This is a genomic window from Vagococcus entomophilus (assembly GCF_003987595.1).
Classification (GTDB): Bacteria; Bacillota; Bacilli; order Lactobacillales; family Vagococcaceae; genus Vagococcus_E; species Vagococcus_E entomophilus.
In genome coordinates, this window is the sequence record NZ_NGJZ01000004.1 from 67,777 (window position 1) to 89,164 (window position 21,388).

Here is a 21,388-nt window from a genome sequence, read left to right on the forward strand (position 1 = left end):
AAATCTAAGTCCAATTTTGTCTAGTTTAAATTGATCTCTCGAATGGTCTGCTGTTCTCCAGCCAGCATTATCTATTCCAATACTTAAAAATGGTATTTTTTTGACCACCAGTTAATAAACCACTTGTTACAATATCTGATGTATCATAAAATAATAATCTATTTTTGAAAAATTATGACCAAAATATTTCATTCTAATTTTCTCGGCATAAGCTATGGTTATATTGCTGGTTATTACAGATTCTGGGCATCCAGGCACTTCTTTTAATTGTTTAACCGGATTTCCTCTGTATTTTTTCTAATTTCTCCTACTACAATCAACTAATTTGTAATAATTATGATTTTTTATGATATTCATAGTTACTCTCCTATTTAAGTTGATAGATATTAAAAGACTGTTTAGGCTTTAAAAATTGGAAACTCTTTTTCAAAGAAAACCCTGCTTTTTCCATTATCAGTTGTATCTCATTTTCTGCTGTACAATGCCCGGTTCTTCCTTCGACAAATTTGGTATTTGGCAAAAATTCTACGATGACCACAATTCCTTGCTGTGTCAGGTTCTTGCTTAAATTTGAAAAATATTTTATTGGTCTCTGAATATCATGAAAAACATTTCTTAAGAAAAATAAGTCTATCTCCTGTTTCTTAAAGGGCAGATCGTCCTGATTCGGTGTGATTAAGATAGGAAAAATATTTGGAATGTTCTTTTTACGTGATTGTTTTTTTACAAATTCCAGATGTCTTTCATCCACATCCAAAGCAAAAACTTCACTAAATTTATTCATTTGTGCAAATTGAAAAGAATAAAATCCGCCTCCACAGCCGATATCTACAATTTTTTTTCTACCATAAACATCTATTTTTTCAAGAACACTTTCTCCAGTTGCTTCTGCTTGTTTATTAAGATAATGCAATAATATATCGTAAGTAACTCCCATAAATCTCCTTTCCAAAATATAGCTTTTTATAAAAACTATATATTTATCAACAAAATAAAGTTGACATTCGTACAATAATAAAACATTAAATCGATTGATTCCTTATTAACTTTTGACCATTTCCGTATCAACTAAAGTATCTTGAAAGTTTTCTGGTAATTTCTGTACTAATTCATTTAATCCCATAATCACGTCTTTATAAGTAAAGTACCCTGTTCTAAGAAATTCTTCTATTTCATTAGTCCTTCTTCATATTTTGGCAGATTTTTACCTATATAAATCTCGGGAGGAGTTACATTTTCATCTACTAATTTCCAAAACTGAGTTCCCCATTTCTGAACATTCTTAGACTCTCCACATTGGATTCGTATCATTATTTCAATTTCATCTAATCCTATATTATTAAGCTCTTGTCTCATTTTTCTCATAACTAACAAACAGTCTTGTTTGTTGTTGTAAAAATAAGTCAATATGATCATCCTATACATTATTTGGATTTTTTTTCCATGCTTCAATAAACTCTATAATATTTTTCATTTACATTCTCCTATTTCTGAAGAAATCTCCATCCCATATTGTATTCGTAAGCGAATAAATTCGCAACGACTCCCGCAATTAACGTTTTGAAAAAAACTGTGAAGCTTTACGAGCTTTTTTAAGACCTGGTTTGCTATGCCAAACCTTGAATAGATTTCAAAATGCTTTAAAATCAATATTTTATGCTAGTATTTAAGAAGAAAAACTTCATTAAATTGGATTAAATTTTAAAAATCGTTACCAAAATCTGTAACCAAATAAGACTTGCACGTCAGAAGACACTATTATTAAAATCCAATGTATTCCTATCAAAAATTTTATCCTGTGATTTCTTCTTCAAAATGATTGGTTATCTCAATAGACATATTTTTATTTTCCAATTTGTTGAGACTCATTTAAAACTTTCGGAGCTTTATCAGCCCCAAAATAAAAAATTAATATTGCACTATTGTGTATACGTTAAATGGGATTTTTTCTTCTTTCATTAATTGGATGTATTTTCCAAAAGGAACACTCCTTGTATTACTTCAGCATCTCCACTTTGATATCTCGGGTGTATAATAAGTGTTTTTACTGGAGATAGTTCTATCATCTCTTCCAATAATGTCTCTAAATCATGTTGATACTTTTTTTCACAATTAATGGCGTAAAATCTTCACGGTCCTCTTCAGTTAACCATGGTGTTGGTACAGGTAACGGTTTATCAAAGTCTGCATCAATAACACCGAAAAGCCACCACTCCATCTCACTATCTTCTAATTCACCTAATGTATACCATTTTCCTTTTAAGCTATCCTGAAATCTATTTAGGTCATTTTTTACTAAATGTTCACTATTCCCTATTTTTTTCACCCTTTCAGCATATTCTCCTGGGGTTCTTCATAGTGTTTTCTAGCAAAAATTTCATCTACTAACTGATATTTTTGCTTTTCTGCTTGATTTACTACTAATACATCTATTGAAAATGACATGTTATCTCTCCTTGTCTATGGTAATAAATACCAATCTAATTTCAAATTAGTTACAAGTTCTACTTTCAATTCATGATATCCTCAATAATTCCACAAATTATTAAACTAATTTAATATAAGAATAATACTTACCCAATGTATCTTCAAAATATGATTTGTTTTTTCTTTTTATAGTCACTGTAGATAAAAACTGTTTAATTTCTTTATCTGCTTCTCCAAGAAACTCATCCATATCAAATGAGTATACATTGTATTGACTGTCATCATAATAAGATATTTCGCCACAATCATTAGGTGATAAACCCATATAAAATTCTGGAGTTTTCGTTCCTCTTAAGTGAAAATGATGATTCTCAAAGTAATCAGATAGATAGTCTTCATAATCAAATTGTTCTTGTAAATCTGAAAAATCATCCATTTTATCGAATAATAAATCTCTAGATTCTGCTATCGAATTTGTAAATGGAAAAGGAAATGATTCTACTTTTAAATATTCCTTTTTCTCTGCAAACCATTCTATGAAACTTGATACATCCCACTCTAAACTAAGTAAGGATACGTCGCCATAGTGCAGAGTAAATTCTCCCCATAGTTCTAACAAGGCTGATGATTCATCTTTATATGGATTATCCTTTATCTTTAGTTTTATTCTCAAATTTTCCATAACTATTTCCCTCTTCTCAATTTATTATATTGAGAATTACTGATTTTTCCTTCTTTCAACCAATTTCTCAACACATCAGCTCCACCTTTTTTATCAGTCAATTCTGTCCCTTTTATTTTATATCCATGCCATCCACCTGCTCCATCAGGCTGAAATTCATAGATTTGACCATTTTTTAATCCATATTTTTGATTTCCAACTTGTTTGGATTCATTTAGAACTTTTTGAGCTTCATCAGATCCCAAGTCCATTTCAGATCCCCATCCACCTTTGCCTTCAGGTGTATGTTTAGGGCTAGAAACGTACTTTCCATTTGGATATAAAGCATCTTGACGATTACCATAATTATTCGCAAAGCTATAGCTAACTGATCCAGAGGTCACACCCATTTTACGTATTGCATCAGTTACTGTTCCTGCTCCTATTACCGTCGTGGTTGTTCCTATTGCAGCAGCCCCTTGACTAGCACCAACTAATGCCAGTGTTCCTCCCGAGAAATAAGTTCCTGCCAAGTCTAAACCGTTAATCCCCAGTCCTAATAGAACTTCTGTTACTCCTGCAACTAATTGCGGTAACACTTCTTTTAGTTGTTCTAGTCGCTTAGAATCGTACTCTTTATTCGCTTGCGCCGTTAGTTTGGCATCATACACACCATTCTTACTAACAATTACGCCATCCCCTGCACCTAAGTTTATCGGTTCCACACGTAAAAGATTACCCTTATCATCAAATATTAGGAGTTCATTTAGCGAATTAATCGCTTTGTTCCACTGGTTAATTGGAGTATTTTTTAAGGCTTCTCGCATGATTTTTTCATAATACACTTGTGCTGCTTTCGGTAATTGTAGTTCAGACATTCCTTTGTCCAAAGCTGCCTGTTCTCTTGCTTCTGGATCAACTTTCGCCCACTCGTCATTCACTCTGTTTTGCCAATTGGATTCTACTTTATTAAATCCATGTCCATTCCATGATCCTGCACCAATTTTTCCAGTAGAAGGGTCCCCTCCAAGTAATTGAAGTCCTTCATTCATTAAATTTTTACTTTCTTCTGTTCCAGCAAAGTAGGACGGAGATTTTCCATTAAATGCAATCAATTTATCGAGTTTTTTCTGAATGATATCTTGTTCTTTTTCATTGGTTGAAATGGAATCATTCAGGCTGTTGATTCCCTCTTGATAATCATATCGTATCGCTTGTTGCATCGCAATATCAATTCCTCGATACCACGTTTCTTGGCTCATTTTAGAAGATTCTAAACTTTTAATCATATTATTCTTTTGATCAATTTGTTTTTGTAATTCATCAGAATCTAAAGACTTTCCACCGCACATTGAAACGTATCCATCAACGTACGCTTGATTCGCTTCTTCCACACTGTCTGCATGCATCACCATTGCTTTCGCAAGAGTTGGATACATGGATGACAAATATGATTTAATCGAATCTCCTGTAGTCCCACTAATTCCAACTTCTAAGCCAAAAGCACTTGCCACCGTATTGAGGTTCTCTGCCCCTTCTCTTAATGACTGACAATAAGATTTAATTTGTTGAGTCTGTGTGCGAACTTCCCCCAGATTCATTTTTACCATGTGCATCCTCCTTTCTTAGCTCATTTAGTTCTTGTTCATAAAGTGATTCATTCTCTTCCTCTAAAATTGTTTTTCGTTTTGAAAAATGATGCATAATCTCACCGCTGCTTTCTAAAAAGCGTCGCTCATTTCTCCTGTTTTCTTCAAGCCCTTCTTCAAATAAATATTGTTCGGATTCTCCGTAAAAGTACTCCAAAACCGCTTCTTTATTATGTCTGTCTTGAATATAAGACTGCTGAATCTCATCTTGCTGGTATTCAAATTTTTTTCGGTTCAACAGTAGTTCATCCTGTGCCTCTTCATTCCGTTTTCTTTTTAAACGAATCTCCTCTAACTTCATCAAATTGTTCCTCCACTTAAAAATTGATTGACTGGAGATTGTTCCAACTGATTTTTAATTTGCTCATCTGTTCGCATAAAGGTTGAAATAACACTTTGGATGGCTTTTACATCTCGATTCAATAATTGCTGTACCATCATGGTATTCTGTGTTAAAGATTGAAAGGTACTTTTAGCGTCACTATTTCCTGAAATGGTTGTGTCATCTGAAAACGTCACAGTCTTTGAAATAGACAGTTTATCACTTGCTTGACAAATCTTCGTTGCTTGATTCTGTGCAACCATTGGATTGACTTCAATTGTGCCCATTACTTTCCTCCTCAAATTTTTTTATTTAACAATACTGTGGCTTTTAATATTAAATCCCTTATATATTGCTGTTTTCAATTCTGAATCCTTCATTGTCTCGTTAAGATTTTTTTCAAAAAAACTTTCCTAACATCAGCTACACTTACGTTTACCTCACCGTTCACCAATTTTCTATTGTACTGACGTTTCATCAAAATAAATAATTTTTTAAACTTACCACACAAAAAATACCCCGATAATATACATAATAATTATATTATACCAATTTCCTAAATTTAAGAAAGAAATCAGCAAAACGCTGATGCCTTAAAACTATTAAATCCATTTTAAACTGACTTTCATACCAAAATCTATACAATTTGGTAACCAATCATTTATTGGTGTTAGTATCAAAACGAATGACTCTCGATTATGTACTTCAAACCTTGAAGAAAATAAGGCATTCTTATAGTCGCATACGTCTTATACATACCCTAGGATTTAGCGTATATGCCGTTTCTATGGTTACGTTGATGAAGGTTGATCGTAACTTTATCTCAGAAATTCGAGAAGAGACACTTGAGACCTTTTTGATTTCACTCGATTTCTGAAGAAATCTCCATCCCATACTGTATTCGTAAGCGAATAAATTCGCAACGACTCCCGCAATTAACGTTTTGAAAAAAACTGTGAAGCTTTACGACGTTCTCCATTGCCATGTAAAATTTTGAAGATGGAAGCTTTAGAATGGTTAGCGCTTGGCTATCGTCTAAATAGATTTGTTCATTTCCAGATAAACCGCCACCACTAACAGTAAATTTTTTACGTAAAACGTTCAATTTGGTGAAACTATCAATTTGAGTTTGAAGCCTCTTATTTTCTTTTTTTAAGCATTGAAACTCTTTTTTACCGCCCATTTTATCTACACCATAATGTTCTAATCTCCGCATCTGCATCTTATTTTAAACGATACTTTGCGCTAAAAGAGTTTGTTCGATTGAGATACCACCATTTAAATCGGAATAAACTACGATATCTCCGTATCTATTAATATAATTGCCTTTTTTATCTACTTTGAACTGATCTCTTGAATGACCAAATAACTTCCACCCTTTATTATCGATGCCTATACTTAAGAATGGTATTTTTTCTGACCACCAGTCATCCATCCGCTGGTTACCACATCCGATGTATCATAGATATTGACAATAACCCCTTTATAATTTTTAATCTGTGCATCCGTTAAACCTAATCCAGCAGCACCATAAATTATGGCATTATATCCTTTTAAAACAGCAATATAGATAGCTTCTTCGCCACCTAGTGAGTGCCCTGTGGTAGAAATAGTGTACCCATTTTTTTAGAATAACGTTGTTCAATGACATTAGCATAATCTAAAGCAGACTAACAAGCACCGTCTCCATGCTTGTCATTTTGAGCTATTTCTCGAACATCTGTTTTAACGTCTTGCCAACTTGATGTTCCTGCATAAGAGATAGTAATATCTTTATTAATTACTGATTCAGGGTAACCAGCTACTTTTTGTAATTTTTTACTATCATAGGACCGATATTCTTTCTTTATTGTAGCTGTTGTCATTGCTTGCATACTATTACCTTTGGGGATTTGTTCATTTCCTATTATATCTTTATCCGTATTTACGACATCTAGCACTAAATGATTAGTGTCTTCTATTATCTGATTCTTCCTTACTTGCCCTGATTCCACATCATATGAAGCTCCTGAAAGCAGTCTATTTTGATCCATCAGTTAACCCTACCTTCATAATAAATGATAGATTTCTCAGGCATTACTTCATTTGTTTTTTCTTTTTTCTTTTCTAAATAATACGGACCATCCCCATTATATTCGCCGATGTGATAAATCAAATTATTCGTTTCTGCAGAAATTGTGTCTAAAGATACATCGTCCTCATAAATATCATTAATCGTAAAATATGCCTTAACTGTATTCATTGGTGTAATAGAAAATTTTGTAAACTCAACTTTTTTAATATCAGAATAAATTTGAGCAGATTTTAATTTTTCTAAATATTCTATATCTGTCAAATTACCTTTCCCTTTATTATATTCTTTGTCAATTTCAGCTACTTTAGTTTTATCATCAGTGTATAGTATATAATTATCATACAAATAATTAGCTAAATCAGTTTGAATCTCTATTAACTCTTGTTTGTCTTTCTCTCTTTCCATGTACCACTTCCCTCCAATTATTAAACCTAATAAAATTATTATAGCTAACGCTATGAATGTGTTCTTTTTCATTCGTTTCTCCTTAAAGTAAAAGTAGTTTAACTATACCATAATTCATTTTTTTGAAAATCACATATATACTAAAATAAACTTATTCTCCACCTGTATCCGAGGGCTTTTCTTTTAAAACTTCCATTCGTATATTGGTTATTTTCGCTTCATTTGTTTCCTCATCCACAGAAATAGAATCAGCTACAAAAAAATTTTTTCAATCAGGAATTGTTAGAGGAATTATATATGTTTGTATCGGACTAATAATTTTTATACAAATTCAATATATGGTATTTTACTTATTGGCGTATTGAATTCATTCAGTGATTTATTTGGTAAATATATTACCCTTTGTGTAGAACCATTTATTATATTGTACCTGAATCAAAAATGGAGAGGGCGTTATCTGTAAATTTCATAGTTACCAGTGGTATTAGTATGTTTGCTAATTTTTTAGGTGCAACACCTCATAAGCTAAGACATACATTTGCGACATTAGCAAAAGAAGGCAACTATGGCAGAGGTTTCACAAGCTTTAACTCATTCTGATACAAAGACAACCGAAGTGTATATCAATACACCAAAAATTGTAGATTTGTCCACTCATCAGAAATTTGAGAAACGTTTACAAGAAGCCAAGACACAAATTAAATAACAAGAAATAACGTAGAATACGAGTGCGGAGAAAATAGAAAAATCTAGTACACAGCAAAACTCGTACCCGTTTACGTACCTATCCGTATAAAAAAGACCCCCTCCAACGAATTGGAAAGTGCCTTGACATTATTAATTGATTGGTACTCGATTTCTGAAAAAATCTCCGTCCCATACTGTATTCGTAACGACTCCAGCAATTAACGTTTTGAGAATTGTGAAGCTTTACGAGCTTTTTTAAGACCTGGTTGGCTATGCCAAACCTTGAACAGATTTCCAAATCCTTTAAAATAGAGATTTTGAACTATCATTTCAAAAGATGAATTTCATTCAATTGGATTAAATTTTAAAAGCTCGTTACCAAAATCTGTAACCAAATTAAAAACTTGCACGTTAGAAGGCACTATTGAAATTAATTTATTATCACTGTATCTGATAGGACTCAATAATTGTAAATTCGTATACTCCATCTTTTTTTACTATATTTACAACGATTCTATTAAAGTAATTTCCAGATAAATTTTTTCGCCGATACACACTTAAATTTTTTTCTTTTTTCAATTCTTTCTTTAAAAAAGATGTACTTCTATCATAAGAATAAGTTATAGTGTTAGAACTGTATCCTTCATGCAATAGTGATAAAAAATACTGTGCTATAGCATCCTCTGAAATATCTTTCTCAGATATATTTCTAGAATATATTTCTTTTCTTTGTTTCACTTTTGGCTCTATTTTCTTTTTAAATAAAAGTTTACTATCTGATTTAATTAACGAAACATGACCAAAATTCAACGTGCTCACATGGGACACCTTATAATGAATTCCAAATATAATTATTCCTGCCAATACTACTAGGCATAATATTACCTTGATTTTCTTTTTTTTCATATTTTTATCTCATTTCATTATTGCCATTGATTAAGTTTAATATAAAGGATGCAAAAACTTTTTGCTCCTCTTTAGAAAGTTTGTTATATTTAGGTGAATTTATAAATGTATTGTAATCTCCTTGAAGTTTCACTATTCCCTCACCATAATCTCCATTACCTATATTTTTAATAAATTCTTCTGCTCTATTGGTTTTACCAGAAGAAATATCGTGATTATAATTATTTATCGCATTAATAATATCATCATTCTTTAATCGATTAAATATATTAACAGCATCTAAATCAGCTTTATAATCATCAGGACCCATACTTGGTGCAACACCATTAGTCCCAACTGCATCACCAATATAGCCAGCATTTTCATCTAATCCTTCAATTCCAAAAATAGCACCAATAATAGTGCCAGACTCATCTTCAAAAAATGAATTATTTTGATAAGATGCAATGATAGCTGCTAAATGAGAGAAGTCTGTCTTGCTATTATATCTGTTCCACATATTCAAAATTCTATCTCGCTCAGATTGATTTAAGTTCTTCCATGCAGTAGGTTTATTCAGCGAGTTATAATAGTCTTCTACTGTTAACGCACTACTTGAAGACATACCATTTTGATTCTGAATCATAGAAATAAAATTACTAACTTCTTTGTCAGATATTCCCAAAGATTTTAATAGTTTACGAATTTCTTCTTCATTAACACTCCCCGAAACATAGCTCCATGCAAATCCATTATACACTGGTGATGCTAACAATTGCCAAAATAGTTTTTTGCCTTTTTCTCCCTTTTCATCCATTAGATTTTGATATATTTTATAGATTAAAGAAGCTTCTTCTTCACTAAATCCATACTCATTCATAAGGTTTTTCTTGAATTCAAGTTCTTCTTTATTCCACTCATCATTCACACGTTTCTGCCAATCAGATTCTACTTTATTAAATCCATGTCCATTCCATGAGCCTGCACCAATTTTTCCAGTAGAAGGGTCACCTCCAAGTAATTGCAGTCCTTCATTTGCTTTCGCAAGAGCTGGATACACGTAAGTTTACCTCACCGTTAACCAATTTTCTATTGTACTGACGTTTCATCAAAATAAATAATTTTTTAAACTTACCACACAAAAAATACCCCGATAATATACATGATAATTATATTATACCAATTTCCTAAATTTAAGAAATAAATAAAAAAAGAAATCAGCAAAATGCTGATGTCTTAAAACTATTAAATCCATTTTAAACTGACTTTCATACCAAAATCTATACCGTTTGGTAACCAATCATTTATTGGTGTTAGTATCAAAACGAATGACTCTCGATTATGTACTTCAAACCTTGAAGAAAATAAGGTATTCTTATAGTCGCATACGTCTTATACATCCTCCCTAGGATTTAGCGTATATGCCGTTTCTATGGTTACGTTGATGAAGGTTGATCGTAACTTTATCTCAGAAATTCGAGAAGAGACACTTGAGACCTTTTTGATTTCACTCGATTTAAGAATAGTCCCCACTGATATTTTAAAAGTCGTACCCAAAGGCATAAAAAAAACACCTTCCAACTGAATGGAAAGTGCCTTGATATTATTAATTGACTGGTACTCAATTTCTGAAGAAATCTCCGTCCCATACTATATTTGTAAGCGAATAAATTCGCAACGACTCCAGCAATTAATGTTTTGAAAATTCTCTACTTCAAAACAAGAAATATTAAATACCTATTAATCCTTTTATATTAATATTTACGAAATATAAAAATACTTATATGATGATAAAACTCCATTAAATTGGATAAAGTTAACACCAATTAACACCATAAAATAGACTAGTCATTTATTTGAATTCTTTTTAACTATACCTAGCACCCCAGTCGCTAAAATCCCTGCAGTTGCCAAAGAAAGTTGCTTTCCACGATTTCTACAATTCTTGCAAATACTAATTTTTGTCGGTGATGTAATCGTCTTACCACAAGTCAAACAGCATCTTTCCTTCTCATTATTACTATTCTTCTTCATGATCTAGGGCTCCCTTACTTAGTAAACTGAATTGTTTTCCCTCTTTCATTTCATCATTGATATTCAGCCATGAATCTTTATTTTCTATAGTATATCGATAATTATCATGAATTGTTTCTAGTAGACTGGGAAGTTCTATCTTTTTAACATCAGGTATTATATTATTTATGAACGGCAAACGCTCAAATGTATTCGAAATAATATTTCCGGTTTCACCAATATTCCTACTAGAATACAGCTCAAAAATATACTTTACAGCCTCCAGCCGATTGTTTGCGACTTCCTCATTATCAAGAGTTAAATCAATATATGTTTGCATGCCAACTATTTTTAACAAAAGATTGATATCAGATAAAATAAAATTAGCATGCCTTTCAAACGTACTGTATCTGTACATGGGTTTTTTTAGTATTTTTTTAATGTGATTCTTATTTGAGATAAGGTCTGCTTTAATGGCACTTACTGCTTGTTCCATGCTATCAGAAGCAGCTTCTAATAATTGAATTTTCCGATTTAAGTCATCACTCTTTTTAAACTCTAGTATCTTTGTACGAGCAGTAAAAAATGGTGCTAAAATACTATTGTTTCTATCCCAGTGAAGCTGATATTCTTGTATTTCCTGTATATCCACTACAATTTCATATATCTGCTTAAGTTGTGCCTGGACAGCTAAATCTGTTAAAGTACGCGCAATATTTTTATCTACAACTACTTCTTTCAAAGTTAGATCTTCCACACGTTGATTTGAATTAGTACTATCAACTATTACTGCTCTCAGATTTCCTTCAATTTTCTTTGATTCTCCAATTTTAAAAATGCCAGACTTTATTTTTTCTTTAGTATCATTCGATAAACTATCAAAATCTGGTTGATAAACAAAACCATTTTTACTACTGAATAGAAGCTCTTTAAAATTAATAGAAGTTCCCGCTAAGCTAAGTAGGCTATTTCCGTCTAAACTAAAGATATTACTTAGCTCTCCGGTTCCTCCTTTTTCCATGTACTGTGAGAGTAAAAACTCGTAAGGACTACTTATCTCGAAAATATCTAAAGTATTTTTATCAGTATATGAAGTAAATAATTCAAAATTTTTAATATTGTCTTTTATAGTTTTAGATATCTCAAAATTTTCTTTCTGCTCATCCACTATTTATACACATCCTTTTAGGAGTCTAGCACTTCAAACTCTGGTAACTCATCAATTAATTCTAGAGTTTTCTATTCATTCTTTAAATTGTTACTCTTATAATAATAGCGAAATATAAGTATCAAGTCTGTCTTCACTAATTTCAAATTGAGAAGATATTATATCTTCTTTTCGGATTAAATATCTAAAAGGAAACATAGATGCATGATTGTTAATTTGTTCAACAGTCAATGAATCACCAACGTAATTTTGTATAACTACAAGTACCAAGAGATTTAGTTGAAACTCGTTAATAATCTCTAATAAGTTCTCCTTAAAAACATAATGATTCTTACTACTTCCTTATGATAATATCTCCCAACTCTTCAAACCATTCAAAACAGCATTGACTCCCTTATAAACTGACTCTGCACTTCCATATGAATTTCTCATTTCAGATAAAATAACACTAGATTTAAAAGTATCAGACATTTTTAAGTATCTCCCAACAAATATTGTCGTTTCACTAAAGAATGGAAACGCTAAAGAAGTCATCAAATATTGATAGATAATCTTATCATTTTTATCTGATACATTATATTTGGCTAATACTTCTTTTTGAAAAGTAGATGCTTCTTTTTTACCACCTGACCATACTCTAGTCAAATTATTTATTATCTTTCAACGACCTTTCTTTCCTTTAAACTCTTTGGCTAAAACATCATCTAATATTTCAAATGTATCAGGTATCGAATACTTAACTAAAAGCTTTGCTGTTAAGTCTAAGTGGTCAAATCTCAATGGGCGAAATAAACCGACTGTTTTCCTCACTCTACTCATTCCTTACCTTGTTACTTTAACAAATGGTACAAGTACTTCTTCAATGCTTGTCCCACCATGCCCAACAATTTTATCATTTTTAGTGATAAATGCATAATTTTTTTTCGCAATTAAAGGATAATAATTCTGTGGTAAAAACTGGCTATCCCAATTCTCGCTTACTTCAAAATAGTCTTCTCTAGTTCTATTTCGTATACTTTTATCATCATATACTCTGACTCTTTCTCCCTTTGAATTCGCTAAGACACCTTGATTAATCCTTCCAACAACTTGAGATTCGATATTTCCATGATCTGAAGTTATATATATTTCAAAATCATTCTCAATCAATTCTTTTAAAAATGATAGTAAAAATCCTTTATTCAACCAATAATTTAATTCAGAATGAACCGACCATAAACCTTGTTGAGCAGCATGCATAAATCTATGTATACTATCTATCACACAACCAACAATTTTTTTATTTCTTAGTATATGTTGTAAGTCCATTTCCAAATAATTATCACTTCCTAGAGCCCTTTGATAAAAAATATCAGACTTGTCAAACCCTTTATCTATCCAAAATTCTTTCCATTGTCTTTCTTCATAATTTGTTGTCCTAATAGTGTCACCAAAATTCAGCGGTATTTTTCCAGAAAAAATAGCTTGTCTTGATACCGAGGTTATCGAAGGTATCCATGCTAAAGTTGGAGTCACTTCTGTTTTAAATTGATTATCTATAAGATAGTCGTTTATTATATTCCACTGAGTAAAACACATTCCATCCATTACAATTAATACCTTTTTCTGATTATAGTCACTATGATTCATAAAATCAATGTTTTATGTTTTTTTAAAATAATTAAGAATGATAAATAAAACTATTTTTTATAGGTATAGCTAAATCAGTCATTTTTTCTCATCTCTTTGCACTTGTAATAATGATTAGTTATCTTTAGAAATACTTAAAATAAATTTCACGAATAAGGTAATTTTAGCATTCTGTGGACTATATTTTTTAACCCAACATGTCTAATATAACAGAAATCAAAATTATATTTTTGCATAATTTTTTCTACCTTATTTATCAAATAAAGGAATTTTAACAATTACTTTTCCATGATTTAATTGATTGTTAGTTATTTCAATTACCCCACCATAAGATTCAATAATTCGAGTTGAAAACGTTAAGCCTAATCCATAATGTTTATTGTGACGTGCTTTGTTCTCAGTGTAAAATAATTTTTTTCCTCGTTCTAAACTTTCTTCAGTAAACCCATTACCAAAATCTTCAATCGTAATAAGCAAATGCTTTTCTTCGGTCTCAATTGTTATCTTTACTTTTTTGTGCTTTGGTGTTCTTTCATGTGCATTAATGATAATATTCCCAAGTGCTCTGTAAAAATCCGATGCATTTACATAAATTATTTTTTCTGCAATTGTCACCGTACAGACATCTATTTTAATTATTGAAAATGCTCCTGGCTTCTTAAATTCATCTATAATATCAGCTATATTTAAAGATTGCACGCTATTATCTTTTTGTTCTTTATGATTAAGATTCGAGTCAATAATCAACTGTATATAGTCTTCTATTTCCTTAATAGATTCCTCGATATCATTGTAACTCTCCAAATTCTTTTTTTCTTGATTTTCTAAAGCTAAAAGTTCCGTATTGCCTTTCACTACAGTCAAAGGTATTTTCAAATCATGTATTAAAAAACTGATTTGCTCTTCTTTTTCTTGCTGCAGTTTCATATTTTCATTAACAGAGTTACCTAAAGCTAAAGAAAGATGCTCTAACGCTTTATAAACCGACTCATATTCCTTCAACTCAAGTATTACGCTATACCCTAGTGAAAGGTTATATCCAAAAGAATCCTTATGATTTGTCGGAGATTCCTGTAAATACAGACTTGAAGAACAAAAAGGAAGAAAAGCGTCAGCAAAATTATTATTCTAAGGAACTCATTCAGCAAGTGTTAACTTTGATGAAGCAAGAATATGGGGTGCGAGACTATACGTTACTTTCTTTGATTTATCAATTAGGGGCAGCCAAAGGAGAAATCTATCCCTTGGTCTGGTCAGATATTGATTTCAAAAATAAGATGATTTCCCTCACGTATAAATTAGTAAAAAATAAAGCTACCGGAAAATACGAGCGGGTAAAAAGAATGAAAAACTCCTATCGCTTTCGAACTACCCAGTAGCGGATTCCATCATTGAACTATTGGCAAAATGGGAAAAAGTGCAATTTAGTGAACTGCAATAAGTCAACATTTTCCCAACTAATGATCAATTTATCTTCACCTATACGACTCAAAAGAGAGAACTGAACCAACCTTTGCATCCAGACTGTCTTAACAATAAACTTGATGCTCTTTCAAAGAAATTTGACCTTCTCAGAATAACGCCCCACGGCTTGCCACATACTTTTGTCGGTGACCTTTTAAATAATGGTGTGGACAATTTTATCGTAAAATCTCTCGTAAATTATGCAGAAACCTCAAATATGATTCAAGAAGTTTACGGACACACGAACGACCAGACAAAAATAGACACGCTTAAACCCTTAAAAGAATACAGAAATGCCTATCAAAATGAATAACTGGTTACGAAGTACGAAAAAAGTCGTTACCAAACAAAAAAAGACACCTTCCAACAAAATGGAAAGTGCCTTGACATTATTAATTGACTGGTACTCGATTTCTGAAGAAATCTCCGTCCCATACTGTATTCGTAAGCGAATAAATTCGCAACGACTCCAGCAATTAACGTTTTGAGAATTGTGAAGCTTTACGAGCTTTTTTAAGACCTGGTTAGCCCAACCATTTTTTCAAACAGCTTCACAATACTTTAATAGCAACGATTTAGAGCGATAAAAACACGAAAAATTTTATTGACTTTCAAATTATTTGAAAGCAATGGTGTCAATTTTTAATAAAATACTGCGAGCCGATTCAATTCTAACGACCAATTTCTCATTATCAATCAGGCTCTATCTAAAAACTTTTAGCTATCCTATTCTATATTATCTGATTCCAACTTAAATAGTTTCTCTATCTCTTCACCAATTTCTGTTACAAGTCCTACAACTAACGCATTTCCCATCGTAAAATACCGATTTGTTTTAGTGATTCCCTCAATTTTTGTCCAGCCTTCCGGGAACATATTAATTAATTCTGCTTCTTCAGGGGAGATTAATCTTTTTTTATTATTTCCTGGATCTCTAACAACATGACTCATTCTAGAAATTGTATGCTCACTCGTGACCATTGTCCTTGCTGGTTCGTCCAAACTGTCAGGATAGGCGATTGCTCCCATTCCATATTTATAAGGATGACCCGTTTTAGATATTTTTATTTTTCGAAAACCCGCCTTTAGCTCAGCAAACTTATTTTTTTGCTCCTTTGATAAATACAATGAATCATCTTCAATATTCGGCTTGATTATTGTTCTTAAAGTACATTTGGGTCTCATAACTGGTTGATAGTTTGCCATATAGACATGACCATCAATCATAAACCCAGTTTTTCTAAATCCTCTTTTGATTCTAAAATTATCTGAAAAATCCTTTAATTCAAGTTGATTCATAAGAGAAATTTCCTCAAAATCATGTATTTCTTTATTTGCTAATGTACTAGATAGAGGAGACATATTTGTTAAAAAGTTACGTATTTCATCTTCGTTTTCCAAATTTATATTTTTCATATTCTTCATAAAAATACTATCTTTACGAAATGCAAAAATAAATGTACGCCGTCTTTTTTGTGGAAAGCCATAGTCTGAAGCATTAATCATTTTCCAGGTTACACCATATCCCAAATCTGATAATGTACGTAGCATTATCCCAAAATCTCGTCCAGGTTGTACTGTAGTCACACCAGGCGAACTCAGAAGTCTATCAACATTTTCTAAAAAAATATATTTTGGCTTTTTTACCTCTATCGTTTTACGGATATCCCACCACAGCACCCCTTTTTTTCCTACTATTCCTTTTGCTCCTGATGCAGCAACAGAATAATCCTGACAAGGAAAACCTCCTACCAGTAAGTCCATATCTGGAATACAGGTCTTATCTATCTTACTAAAATCTTCATTTGATGGTTCAATTTCAGGAAAACGTTCTTGATATATTTTAAAAGCAAATTGATTCTTACGTGAAGGTTCAAACTGATTGGCCCAAATAATTTCAAAATTAGGACTCGCATTTTTTAAACCAAGATGAAAACCTCCAACGCCCGCAAACATTTCAGCAACTCTAATATTTGAATTATTCATTTTGATCTATTAATTCTCTCTCTCTCTTCATCGATGATTTTTATTGCATCTAAAATTTCATTTTCACTATATTCGATGGATAGCGTATTATCATCGATAGCTTCATACATCACTCGTTCTTTTTCTTTCAATCGCTTATAAACTTTTTCATCTATAAAACCCGGTCGATTGCTGAAAATATCCTCTGCTGTTGTCTGTAGATAGTGATACCGAGTATATTGATCTGGTTCAAGTCCCAGGCGATGAATACGATCTCGAGACTGAAGCATAAAAGTCAAATTAAAATCAAACTCAAAGTAAACTGCATCATGAACTGTTTGATGCAAGGATATGGATTCTCCCAAAGTTTGTGGATTTGACACTAATATTTGAACATCGCCATCTCGAAACTCATCAATTAATTTAACCCTCTCGGATTTTTCTGTTCCCCCATAAACCAAGTTAACCTTATAGCCCCTCGACCGCAACTCGTTCGTTATTTTTTTGATTGTATCAACAAAAATTCCCCAAACAAGAACTTTTTTACCTTGATTAGCAATGTCGGAAACAAGCTCTATTCCACGAATGAATTTGGAAGAAACCATAGTATCAAAATTGATATTTGAATATATATCGTCATTAGTAGACTGAGCAGCACCCAACAGCTCATTAAAATCTTTTTCTGAAATTCCTTTTATATCACCATCATCATCGTAGGACATTAATTCGCTGTAATTAATTGATTCATTTACAAGAGATGGATTAGTTGATGCTTGTAATAATCGAATGAGTTTTGCAAAACTTGATGATTCATTAAAATAGATGGCTTCTGCCAAGTCTAATTGTTCTGCAGTTGGAGCAACTAACTCTACATGGTCTTCTTCTGCTGGTGGTACTGACAAATCATTTTTATTCGTTCTCCAAAAAAATGGATGTATTTTCCGATTGATTTCTCTAACCAATCTATATTTTGGATCCACAAGGCTTTGAGAATCCCAACCAAAGAATGAACTATACTCATTTCCGTATAAAATATGCAAAAAGTTATATATATCTTGATAAGTATTCGGAATTGGCGTCCCAGTTAGTACATATTTAAATTTAGGAATTTGAGCTATTTCCAAGGCTTTGGCAGCTCGCTTACCATAGGGATTTTTTATGCGATGTACTTCATCAAATACAAGCATCGTTTTACCATCAATAACTTGTTTCAACTGATCCACATAGGAAGGTAAAGATTCATAATTTACTAAAACTAAATTACTAACACCCCAATCAGTATTAAGTTGATATCTAAAATCATTCGAACTTTGACAATCGATTGGACGCAATTTCTTTTTATCACCGAATACAGCTTCGAATTCTCGTTTCCAACTGTCAAAAGCATTAATCGGTGATATGACCAATATTCTAGTAACTCTTTCATTCTCAGGAGCACCAATTCGATTCAAAAAAGCAAATACTCCTAGTAACATTGCAGTTTTTCCTGCTCCAGGAACTGAAAAATTTGCTGCGCGAGCCATTTCATATTCATAATATGCTGCGCGGAGATGAAGATCATATAATGGGCGTTGTACTTCGCTTTGAACAATTCTAGAAAATTCTTCGAATGAAGCCAATTTGTCTTCAGGAAATTTTTCTAACTGATCTTTGTAAACTCTCCCTAAAATTTTATACTGCTCAATCGAATACTTATTTCGACTAATAAATTCTTTGACTGCATCAGATATGTTCACTTCAATGCTTTTAAGATTAGCCCGTTGCTGCGTAACCAAAATAATTCGCTCAATATCCTTATATGTTGTTGTAAATTTAATAGTTTGATTATCGTCCTCGAAAAACTGATCCAAATCACTACCACGTTTTAACTTACGATCATTACTTGTTAATTTGCTCAAAGTAGTATCATATCGAATAACAGAATTTTCTTTCATCATAAAAGTAATTGAATTTTCTGTGAAGGTTGGCTCATCATCCTGAATATCTTGATACTCAATTTTAGATTGTGTTTGATATTTTGCTATTTCTTCATAAGCAAGATCAGACGCCTCGATTACTTTAACCCCAGGCTCACAGTCATTCCATAAACGAGTAAAGCGTTCTCTGTAGGAGTTCAATCGAGATATCACATTTATGCTTTTATCCCACGAAACATCTACACTTATGCTTTCATAGTTTCTACTGATTCCACTTAAGGTTTCATTTGCTGATCCACTAAATAATACGCATTCTTCACCTGAATGAATCAATCCAAATTTATCATGGAAAATACCTTTATCTGTCAATGCTACCTTTACCCGCGCACGGCCTGATGCAATCATGAAAGCTAGGTTTCCTAGTTGTTGCTGCATTTTAGTATTCAATTTATCATTACGCTCCGCTAGTTTCAAAGGTTTAATTTCATTTAACAAATTATACCCGTCTTGAATCCTATGATAATCATCAGCACTGATTTCTTTAGATATGATAAATTCAACTTTCCCACCATTTTTCGCTAATTCTTCAAGCCCTTCGGCGTACAAATCCAATCCAGCAGAACTAAAATAGCCTGAAACTCTTTGGTAGAGATTAGCCTCCGATAATAATGGTTGATAAAATAATTCCACTAAATCAGATATATATTGTGGTTGAATTGTTTGTTTAATTTTCTCTGAAAATTTCATTTAATCAATTCCTTATTTAGTTTAAATACTACATCCTTAATGTCTTGGATAACACCTTTTGCTTCAAGTCGCTCATCTACAGTCAATTCATCAAAATCTTCGGGTCTCATATCTTCGAGAGTTTCAAAAATATTTTCAAGCTTTGCAAGAGCTTTCATTCGTTTTGAGTCATTCTCTCCTTTATAAATCAGCCGTTCTGCAGAACGGTTTAGTGTATCTGCTGATTTTTGCAACTCTTCATCATTTGAAAAAACAATTTTAATATCATTTGCAGAGTTAATAGGCTTCTCCTCAAAAGCATCCACAATAATATCGACTTTTGAGTCAACAGCGTCCACATAATGTTCTAAACGTTCAGAGTCTTTAAGGATATTCTTTTTTATATCCCGCATTACCCGGGTTGTATCCTTTTGTTCTTCATCTGATTTCAGAACTGCTAGATGAACCAGTACAGCATCGGTAACAACCTCCTTGTTTCCTGAGTTCAGTTTAGTAATCGTACTTTCGATTTCTTCTATCGGCCCATCTAATTTTAAATCTCTGGCCAAATAGAATTTATCAACTTGTTTTTCTTCCGAATCTTTACTTGGTGAAACAATATTGAGAAACTTAAGAATTAATTCTGCAAGTCTTATGTCGCGATTAATTCCCCTCGTATTTCCTGCTCCAGATGCTTTTTTATATTCTTCAACAGTCATGAGTTTTTCTACTATAATTGTATTGTATACGTCAAAAATCCGATCAATAGGATCATAATTAACTCTCTCTTCTCGCCCCAGCTGTAAATCCAGTTCTAACTCTTTAATTTTTTTTTCGTCTACTTTAGCATCAAGAGGCAGGACCACAGCACTAAAAGTTTTTTCAATATTATCTTCTCTTTGAAGCATCCTTAACGCTGTAAAACGTCTATTCCCATCTATTACACGTCCATCAGGCAGAACAACACCTGGCTCTTGTTGAGATTTATCCTTAATTGATTGTACGGTGTCTTTCAGTGCTTGTTGGTTTGAATCAAATATAAACTTTTCAAAGACCTCGTTATATTTAGTATCACCAGCTTCAGGTTCTAGCATCCCGAATTCAGCCTTATATTTCTTATATGCAGTATTGATACGGCCATTTTGATCATTATAATAAAGATATTTCAATGGTATCGCATAAACAGCATATGTATCTCTAATCTGACCAGGAACTGATAATTTTTTATTCTCATTTGTGGGATTCAGCTGATTTGCTGCTACTAGCTCTAATAAATTCATATACCTAAAATTCCCTTCCACTTTTCATTCTAGTAATAGTCTTATAGAAAAATATTCATTCACTTGATTATACCTTTTTCTATAGCAAAAATATCAGAAAACTTATCACCTCTTAAT

25 protein-coding genes and 1 pseudogene are annotated in these 21,388 nt (G+C 32.2%); 2 read left to right on the forward strand and 24 right to left on the reverse strand.

Annotated features, from left to right (window positions below):
- Nucleotides 1-9 precede the first annotated feature (9 nt).
- The 13 genes and pseudogenes from CBF30_RS12005 to CBF30_RS10775 form a co-directional block, all read right to left on the reverse strand.
- A pseudogene (locus CBF30_RS12005) lies at nt 10-148 on the reverse strand (triacylglycerol lipase); the annotation flags it as partial.
- Nucleotides 149-367: 219 nt separating this feature from the next.
- Complete coding sequence (locus tag CBF30_RS10720) at nt 368-1,012, reverse strand: class I SAM-dependent methyltransferase (RefSeq protein WP_126826589.1); 645 nt, start codon at nt 1,010-1,012, stop codon at nt 368-370.
- Between the two features lie 155 nt (nt 1,013-1,167).
- Nucleotides 1,168-1,407, reverse strand: coding sequence for a hypothetical protein (locus CBF30_RS10725; protein WP_126826592.1), 240 nt, complete (start codon nt 1,405-1,407; stop codon nt 1,168-1,170).
- A gap of 676 nt (nt 1,408-2,083) precedes the next feature.
- Nucleotides 2,084-2,326: a hypothetical protein gene (locus tag CBF30_RS10730; RefSeq protein ID WP_126826595.1), complete on the reverse strand. Its 243-nt coding sequence runs from the start codon at nt 2,324-2,326 to the stop codon at nt 2,084-2,086.
- On the reverse strand, nt 2,323-2,445 hold the full coding sequence (locus tag CBF30_RS12115) for a hypothetical protein (protein WP_281273620.1): 123 nt from the start codon (nt 2,443-2,445) through the stop codon (nt 2,323-2,325). The genes CBF30_RS10730 and CBF30_RS12115 overlap by 4 nt, the downstream gene beginning before the upstream one ends.
- A gap of 100 nt (nt 2,446-2,545) precedes the next feature.
- Nucleotides 2,546-3,109: a hypothetical protein gene (locus tag CBF30_RS10735; protein WP_126826598.1), complete on the reverse strand. Its 564-nt coding sequence runs from the start codon at nt 3,107-3,109 to the stop codon at nt 2,546-2,548.
- A 2-nt stretch (nt 3,110-3,111) separates the two neighbouring features.
- On the reverse strand, nt 3,112-4,698 hold the full coding sequence (locus CBF30_RS10740) for a hypothetical protein (RefSeq protein ID WP_126826603.1): 1,587 nt from the start codon (nt 4,696-4,698) through the stop codon (nt 3,112-3,114).
- Nucleotides 4,649-5,038 carry a hypothetical protein gene (locus CBF30_RS10745; protein WP_126826607.1) on the reverse strand — a complete coding sequence of 130 codons (390 nt, stop codon included), beginning with the start codon at nt 5,036-5,038 and terminating at the stop codon, nt 4,649-4,651. The genes CBF30_RS10740 and CBF30_RS10745 overlap by 50 nt, the downstream gene beginning before the upstream one ends.
- On the reverse strand, nt 5,038-5,346 hold the full coding sequence (locus CBF30_RS10750; RefSeq protein WP_126826610.1) for a TIGR04197 family type VII secretion effector: 309 nt from the start codon (nt 5,344-5,346) through the stop codon (nt 5,038-5,040). Before CBF30_RS10750 ends, CBF30_RS10745 begins: the two co-directional genes overlap by 1 nt.
- Before the next feature lie 575 nt (nt 5,347-5,921).
- Nucleotides 5,922-6,242 carry a hypothetical protein gene (locus CBF30_RS10760; protein ID WP_148112263.1) on the reverse strand — a complete coding sequence of 107 codons (321 nt, stop codon included), beginning with the start codon at nt 6,240-6,242 and terminating at the stop codon, nt 5,922-5,924.
- A 45-nt stretch (nt 6,243-6,287) separates the two neighbouring features.
- A complete protein-coding gene (locus CBF30_RS10765; protein WP_126826616.1) occupies nt 6,288-6,494 on the reverse strand; it encodes a hypothetical protein in 207 nt (68 codons plus the stop codon).
- A 235-nt stretch (nt 6,495-6,729) separates the two neighbouring features.
- Nucleotides 6,730-7,092: a hypothetical protein gene (locus tag CBF30_RS10770; protein WP_126826619.1), complete on the reverse strand. Its 363-nt coding sequence runs from the start codon at nt 7,090-7,092 to the stop codon at nt 6,730-6,732.
- Nucleotides 7,092-7,610 (reverse strand): hypothetical protein, encoded by a 519-nt coding sequence (locus CBF30_RS10775; protein ID WP_126826622.1) that lies wholly within the window; start codon nt 7,608-7,610, stop codon nt 7,092-7,094. Before CBF30_RS10775 ends, CBF30_RS10770 begins: the two co-directional genes overlap by 1 nt.
- A gap of 493 nt (nt 7,611-8,103) precedes the next feature.
- Here CBF30_RS10775 and CBF30_RS12010 point away from each other — a divergent pair, with 493 nt between their 5' ends.
- Nucleotides 8,104-8,244: a PolC-type DNA polymerase III N-terminal domain-containing protein gene (locus tag CBF30_RS12010; protein ID WP_245975071.1), complete on the forward strand. Its 141-nt coding sequence runs from the start codon at nt 8,104-8,106 to the stop codon at nt 8,242-8,244.
- Nucleotides 8,245-8,666: 422 nt separating this feature from the next.
- Here CBF30_RS12010 and CBF30_RS10785 read toward each other — a convergent pair whose 3' ends face one another.
- The 8 genes from CBF30_RS10785 to CBF30_RS10815 form a co-directional block, all read right to left on the reverse strand.
- Nucleotides 8,667-9,131: a hypothetical protein gene (locus CBF30_RS10785; RefSeq protein WP_126826625.1), complete on the reverse strand. Its 465-nt coding sequence runs from the start codon at nt 9,129-9,131 to the stop codon at nt 8,667-8,669.
- 4 nt (nt 9,132-9,135) lie between these two features.
- On the reverse strand, nt 9,136-10,170 hold the full coding sequence (locus CBF30_RS10790; protein WP_126826628.1) for a hypothetical protein: 1,035 nt from the start codon (nt 10,168-10,170) through the stop codon (nt 9,136-9,138).
- A gap of 788 nt (nt 10,171-10,958) precedes the next feature.
- Nucleotides 10,959-11,144 (reverse strand): hypothetical protein, encoded by a 186-nt coding sequence (locus CBF30_RS10795; protein WP_126826632.1) that lies wholly within the window; start codon nt 11,142-11,144, stop codon nt 10,959-10,961.
- Nucleotides 11,131-12,291: a hypothetical protein gene (locus CBF30_RS10800; RefSeq protein WP_126826636.1), complete on the reverse strand. Its 1,161-nt coding sequence runs from the start codon at nt 12,289-12,291 to the stop codon at nt 11,131-11,133. Before CBF30_RS10800 ends, CBF30_RS10795 begins: the two co-directional genes overlap by 14 nt.
- A gap of 342 nt (nt 12,292-12,633) precedes the next feature.
- On the reverse strand, nt 12,634-12,936 hold the full coding sequence (locus tag CBF30_RS10805; RefSeq protein ID WP_126826639.1) for a hypothetical protein: 303 nt from the start codon (nt 12,934-12,936) through the stop codon (nt 12,634-12,636).
- Nucleotides 12,937-12,951: 15 nt separating this feature from the next.
- Nucleotides 12,952-13,101, reverse strand: a complete 150-nt coding sequence (locus tag CBF30_RS11860; protein WP_170169012.1) for a hypothetical protein — start codon at nt 13,099-13,101, stop codon at nt 12,952-12,954.
- Between the two features lie 12 nt (nt 13,102-13,113).
- Nucleotides 13,114-13,920, reverse strand: a complete 807-nt coding sequence (gene pglZ, locus CBF30_RS10810) for a BREX-3 system phosphatase PglZ (RefSeq protein ID WP_126826642.1) — start codon at nt 13,918-13,920, stop codon at nt 13,114-13,116.
- A gap of 249 nt (nt 13,921-14,169) precedes the next feature.
- Nucleotides 14,170-14,922, reverse strand: coding sequence for a sensor histidine kinase (locus tag CBF30_RS10815; protein WP_126826646.1), 753 nt, complete (start codon nt 14,920-14,922; stop codon nt 14,170-14,172).
- An 83-nt stretch (nt 14,923-15,005) separates the two neighbouring features.
- Here CBF30_RS10815 and CBF30_RS10820 point away from each other — a divergent pair, with 83 nt between their 5' ends.
- The gene (locus CBF30_RS10820; protein WP_148112264.1) at nt 15,006-15,299 is read left to right on the forward strand and encodes a site-specific integrase; all 294 of its coding nucleotides are present in this window, start codon (nt 15,006-15,008) and stop codon (nt 15,297-15,299) included.
- An 811-nt stretch (nt 15,300-16,110) separates the two neighbouring features.
- Here CBF30_RS10820 and dcm read toward each other — a convergent pair.
- Genes dcm through CBF30_RS10840 form a run of 3 tightly spaced genes read right to left on the reverse strand, consistent with a single transcriptional unit; the run spans nt 16,111 to nt 21,271 of the window.
- Nucleotides 16,111-17,370 (reverse strand): DNA (cytosine-5-)-methyltransferase, encoded by a 1,260-nt coding sequence (gene dcm / locus CBF30_RS10830; protein WP_126826653.1) that lies wholly within the window; start codon nt 17,368-17,370, stop codon nt 16,111-16,113.
- On the reverse strand, nt 17,367-20,012 hold the full coding sequence (locus tag CBF30_RS10835; protein ID WP_126826656.1) for an SNF2-related protein: 2,646 nt from the start codon (nt 20,010-20,012) through the stop codon (nt 17,367-17,369). The genes dcm and CBF30_RS10835 overlap by 4 nt, the downstream gene beginning before the upstream one ends.
- Nucleotides 20,009-21,271 (reverse strand): ParB/RepB/Spo0J family partition protein, encoded by a 1,263-nt coding sequence (locus CBF30_RS10840; protein ID WP_126826659.1) that lies wholly within the window; start codon nt 21,269-21,271, stop codon nt 20,009-20,011. The genes CBF30_RS10835 and CBF30_RS10840 overlap by 4 nt, the downstream gene beginning before the upstream one ends.
- Nucleotides 21,272-21,388: the final 117 nt, after the last annotated feature.

What these genes read in the sequence shown, in the direction of transcription:
- CBF30_RS12010 (WP_245975071.1), top strand. Translation starts at nt 8,104, where the DNA reads ATGGCAGAGGTTTCACAAGCTTTAACTCATTCTGATACAAAGACAACC.
- CBF30_RS10735 (WP_126826598.1), bottom strand. Translation starts at nt 3,109, where the DNA reads ATGGAAAATTTGAGAATAAAACTAAAGATAAAGGATAATCCATATAAA.
- CBF30_RS10795 (WP_126826632.1), bottom strand. Translation starts at nt 11,144, where the DNA reads ATGAAGAAGAATAGTAATAATGAGAAGGAAAGATGCTGTTTGACTTGT.
- CBF30_RS10775 (WP_126826622.1), bottom strand. Translation starts at nt 7,610, where the DNA reads ATGAAAAAGAACACATTCATAGCGTTAGCTATAATAATTTTATTAGGT.
- dcm (WP_126826653.1), bottom strand. Translation starts at nt 17,370, where the DNA reads ATGAATAATTCAAATATTAGAGTTGCTGAAATGTTTGCGGGCGTTGGA.
- CBF30_RS10770 (WP_126826619.1), bottom strand. Translation starts at nt 7,092, where the DNA reads ATGGATCAAAATAGACTGCTTTCAGGAGCTTCATATGATGTGGAATCA.
- CBF30_RS10750 (WP_126826610.1), bottom strand. Translation starts at nt 5,346, where the DNA reads ATGGGCACAATTGAAGTCAATCCAATGGTTGCACAGAATCAAGCAACG.
- CBF30_RS10840 (WP_126826659.1), bottom strand. Translation starts at nt 21,271, where the DNA reads ATGAATTTATTAGAGCTAGTAGCAGCAAATCAGCTGAATCCCACAAAT.
- CBF30_RS10835 (WP_126826656.1), bottom strand. Translation starts at nt 20,012, where the DNA reads ATGAAATTTTCAGAGAAAATTAAACAAACAATTCAACCACAATATATA.
- CBF30_RS10765 (WP_126826616.1), bottom strand. Translation starts at nt 6,494, where the DNA reads ATGGATGACTGGTGGTCAGAAAAAATACCATTCTTAAGTATAGGCATC.
- CBF30_RS12115 (WP_281273620.1), bottom strand. Translation starts at nt 2,445, where the DNA reads ATGTCATTTTCAATAGATGTATTAGTAGTAAATCAAGCAGAAAAGCAA.
- CBF30_RS10745 (WP_126826607.1), bottom strand. Translation starts at nt 5,038, where the DNA reads ATGAAGTTAGAGGAGATTCGTTTAAAAAGAAAACGGAATGAAGAGGCA.
- CBF30_RS10760 (WP_148112263.1), bottom strand. Translation starts at nt 6,242, where the DNA reads ATGGGCGGTAAAAAAGAGTTTCAATGCTTAAAAAAAGAAAATAAGAGG.
- CBF30_RS10785 (WP_126826625.1), bottom strand. Translation starts at nt 9,131, where the DNA reads ATGAAAAAAAAGAAAATCAAGGTAATATTATGCCTAGTAGTATTGGCA.
- pglZ (WP_126826642.1), bottom strand. Translation starts at nt 13,920, where the DNA reads ATGAATCATAGTGACTATAATCAGAAAAAGGTATTAATTGTAATGGAT.
- CBF30_RS10740 (WP_126826603.1), bottom strand. Translation starts at nt 4,698, where the DNA reads ATGGTAAAAATGAATCTGGGGGAAGTTCGCACACAGACTCAACAAATT.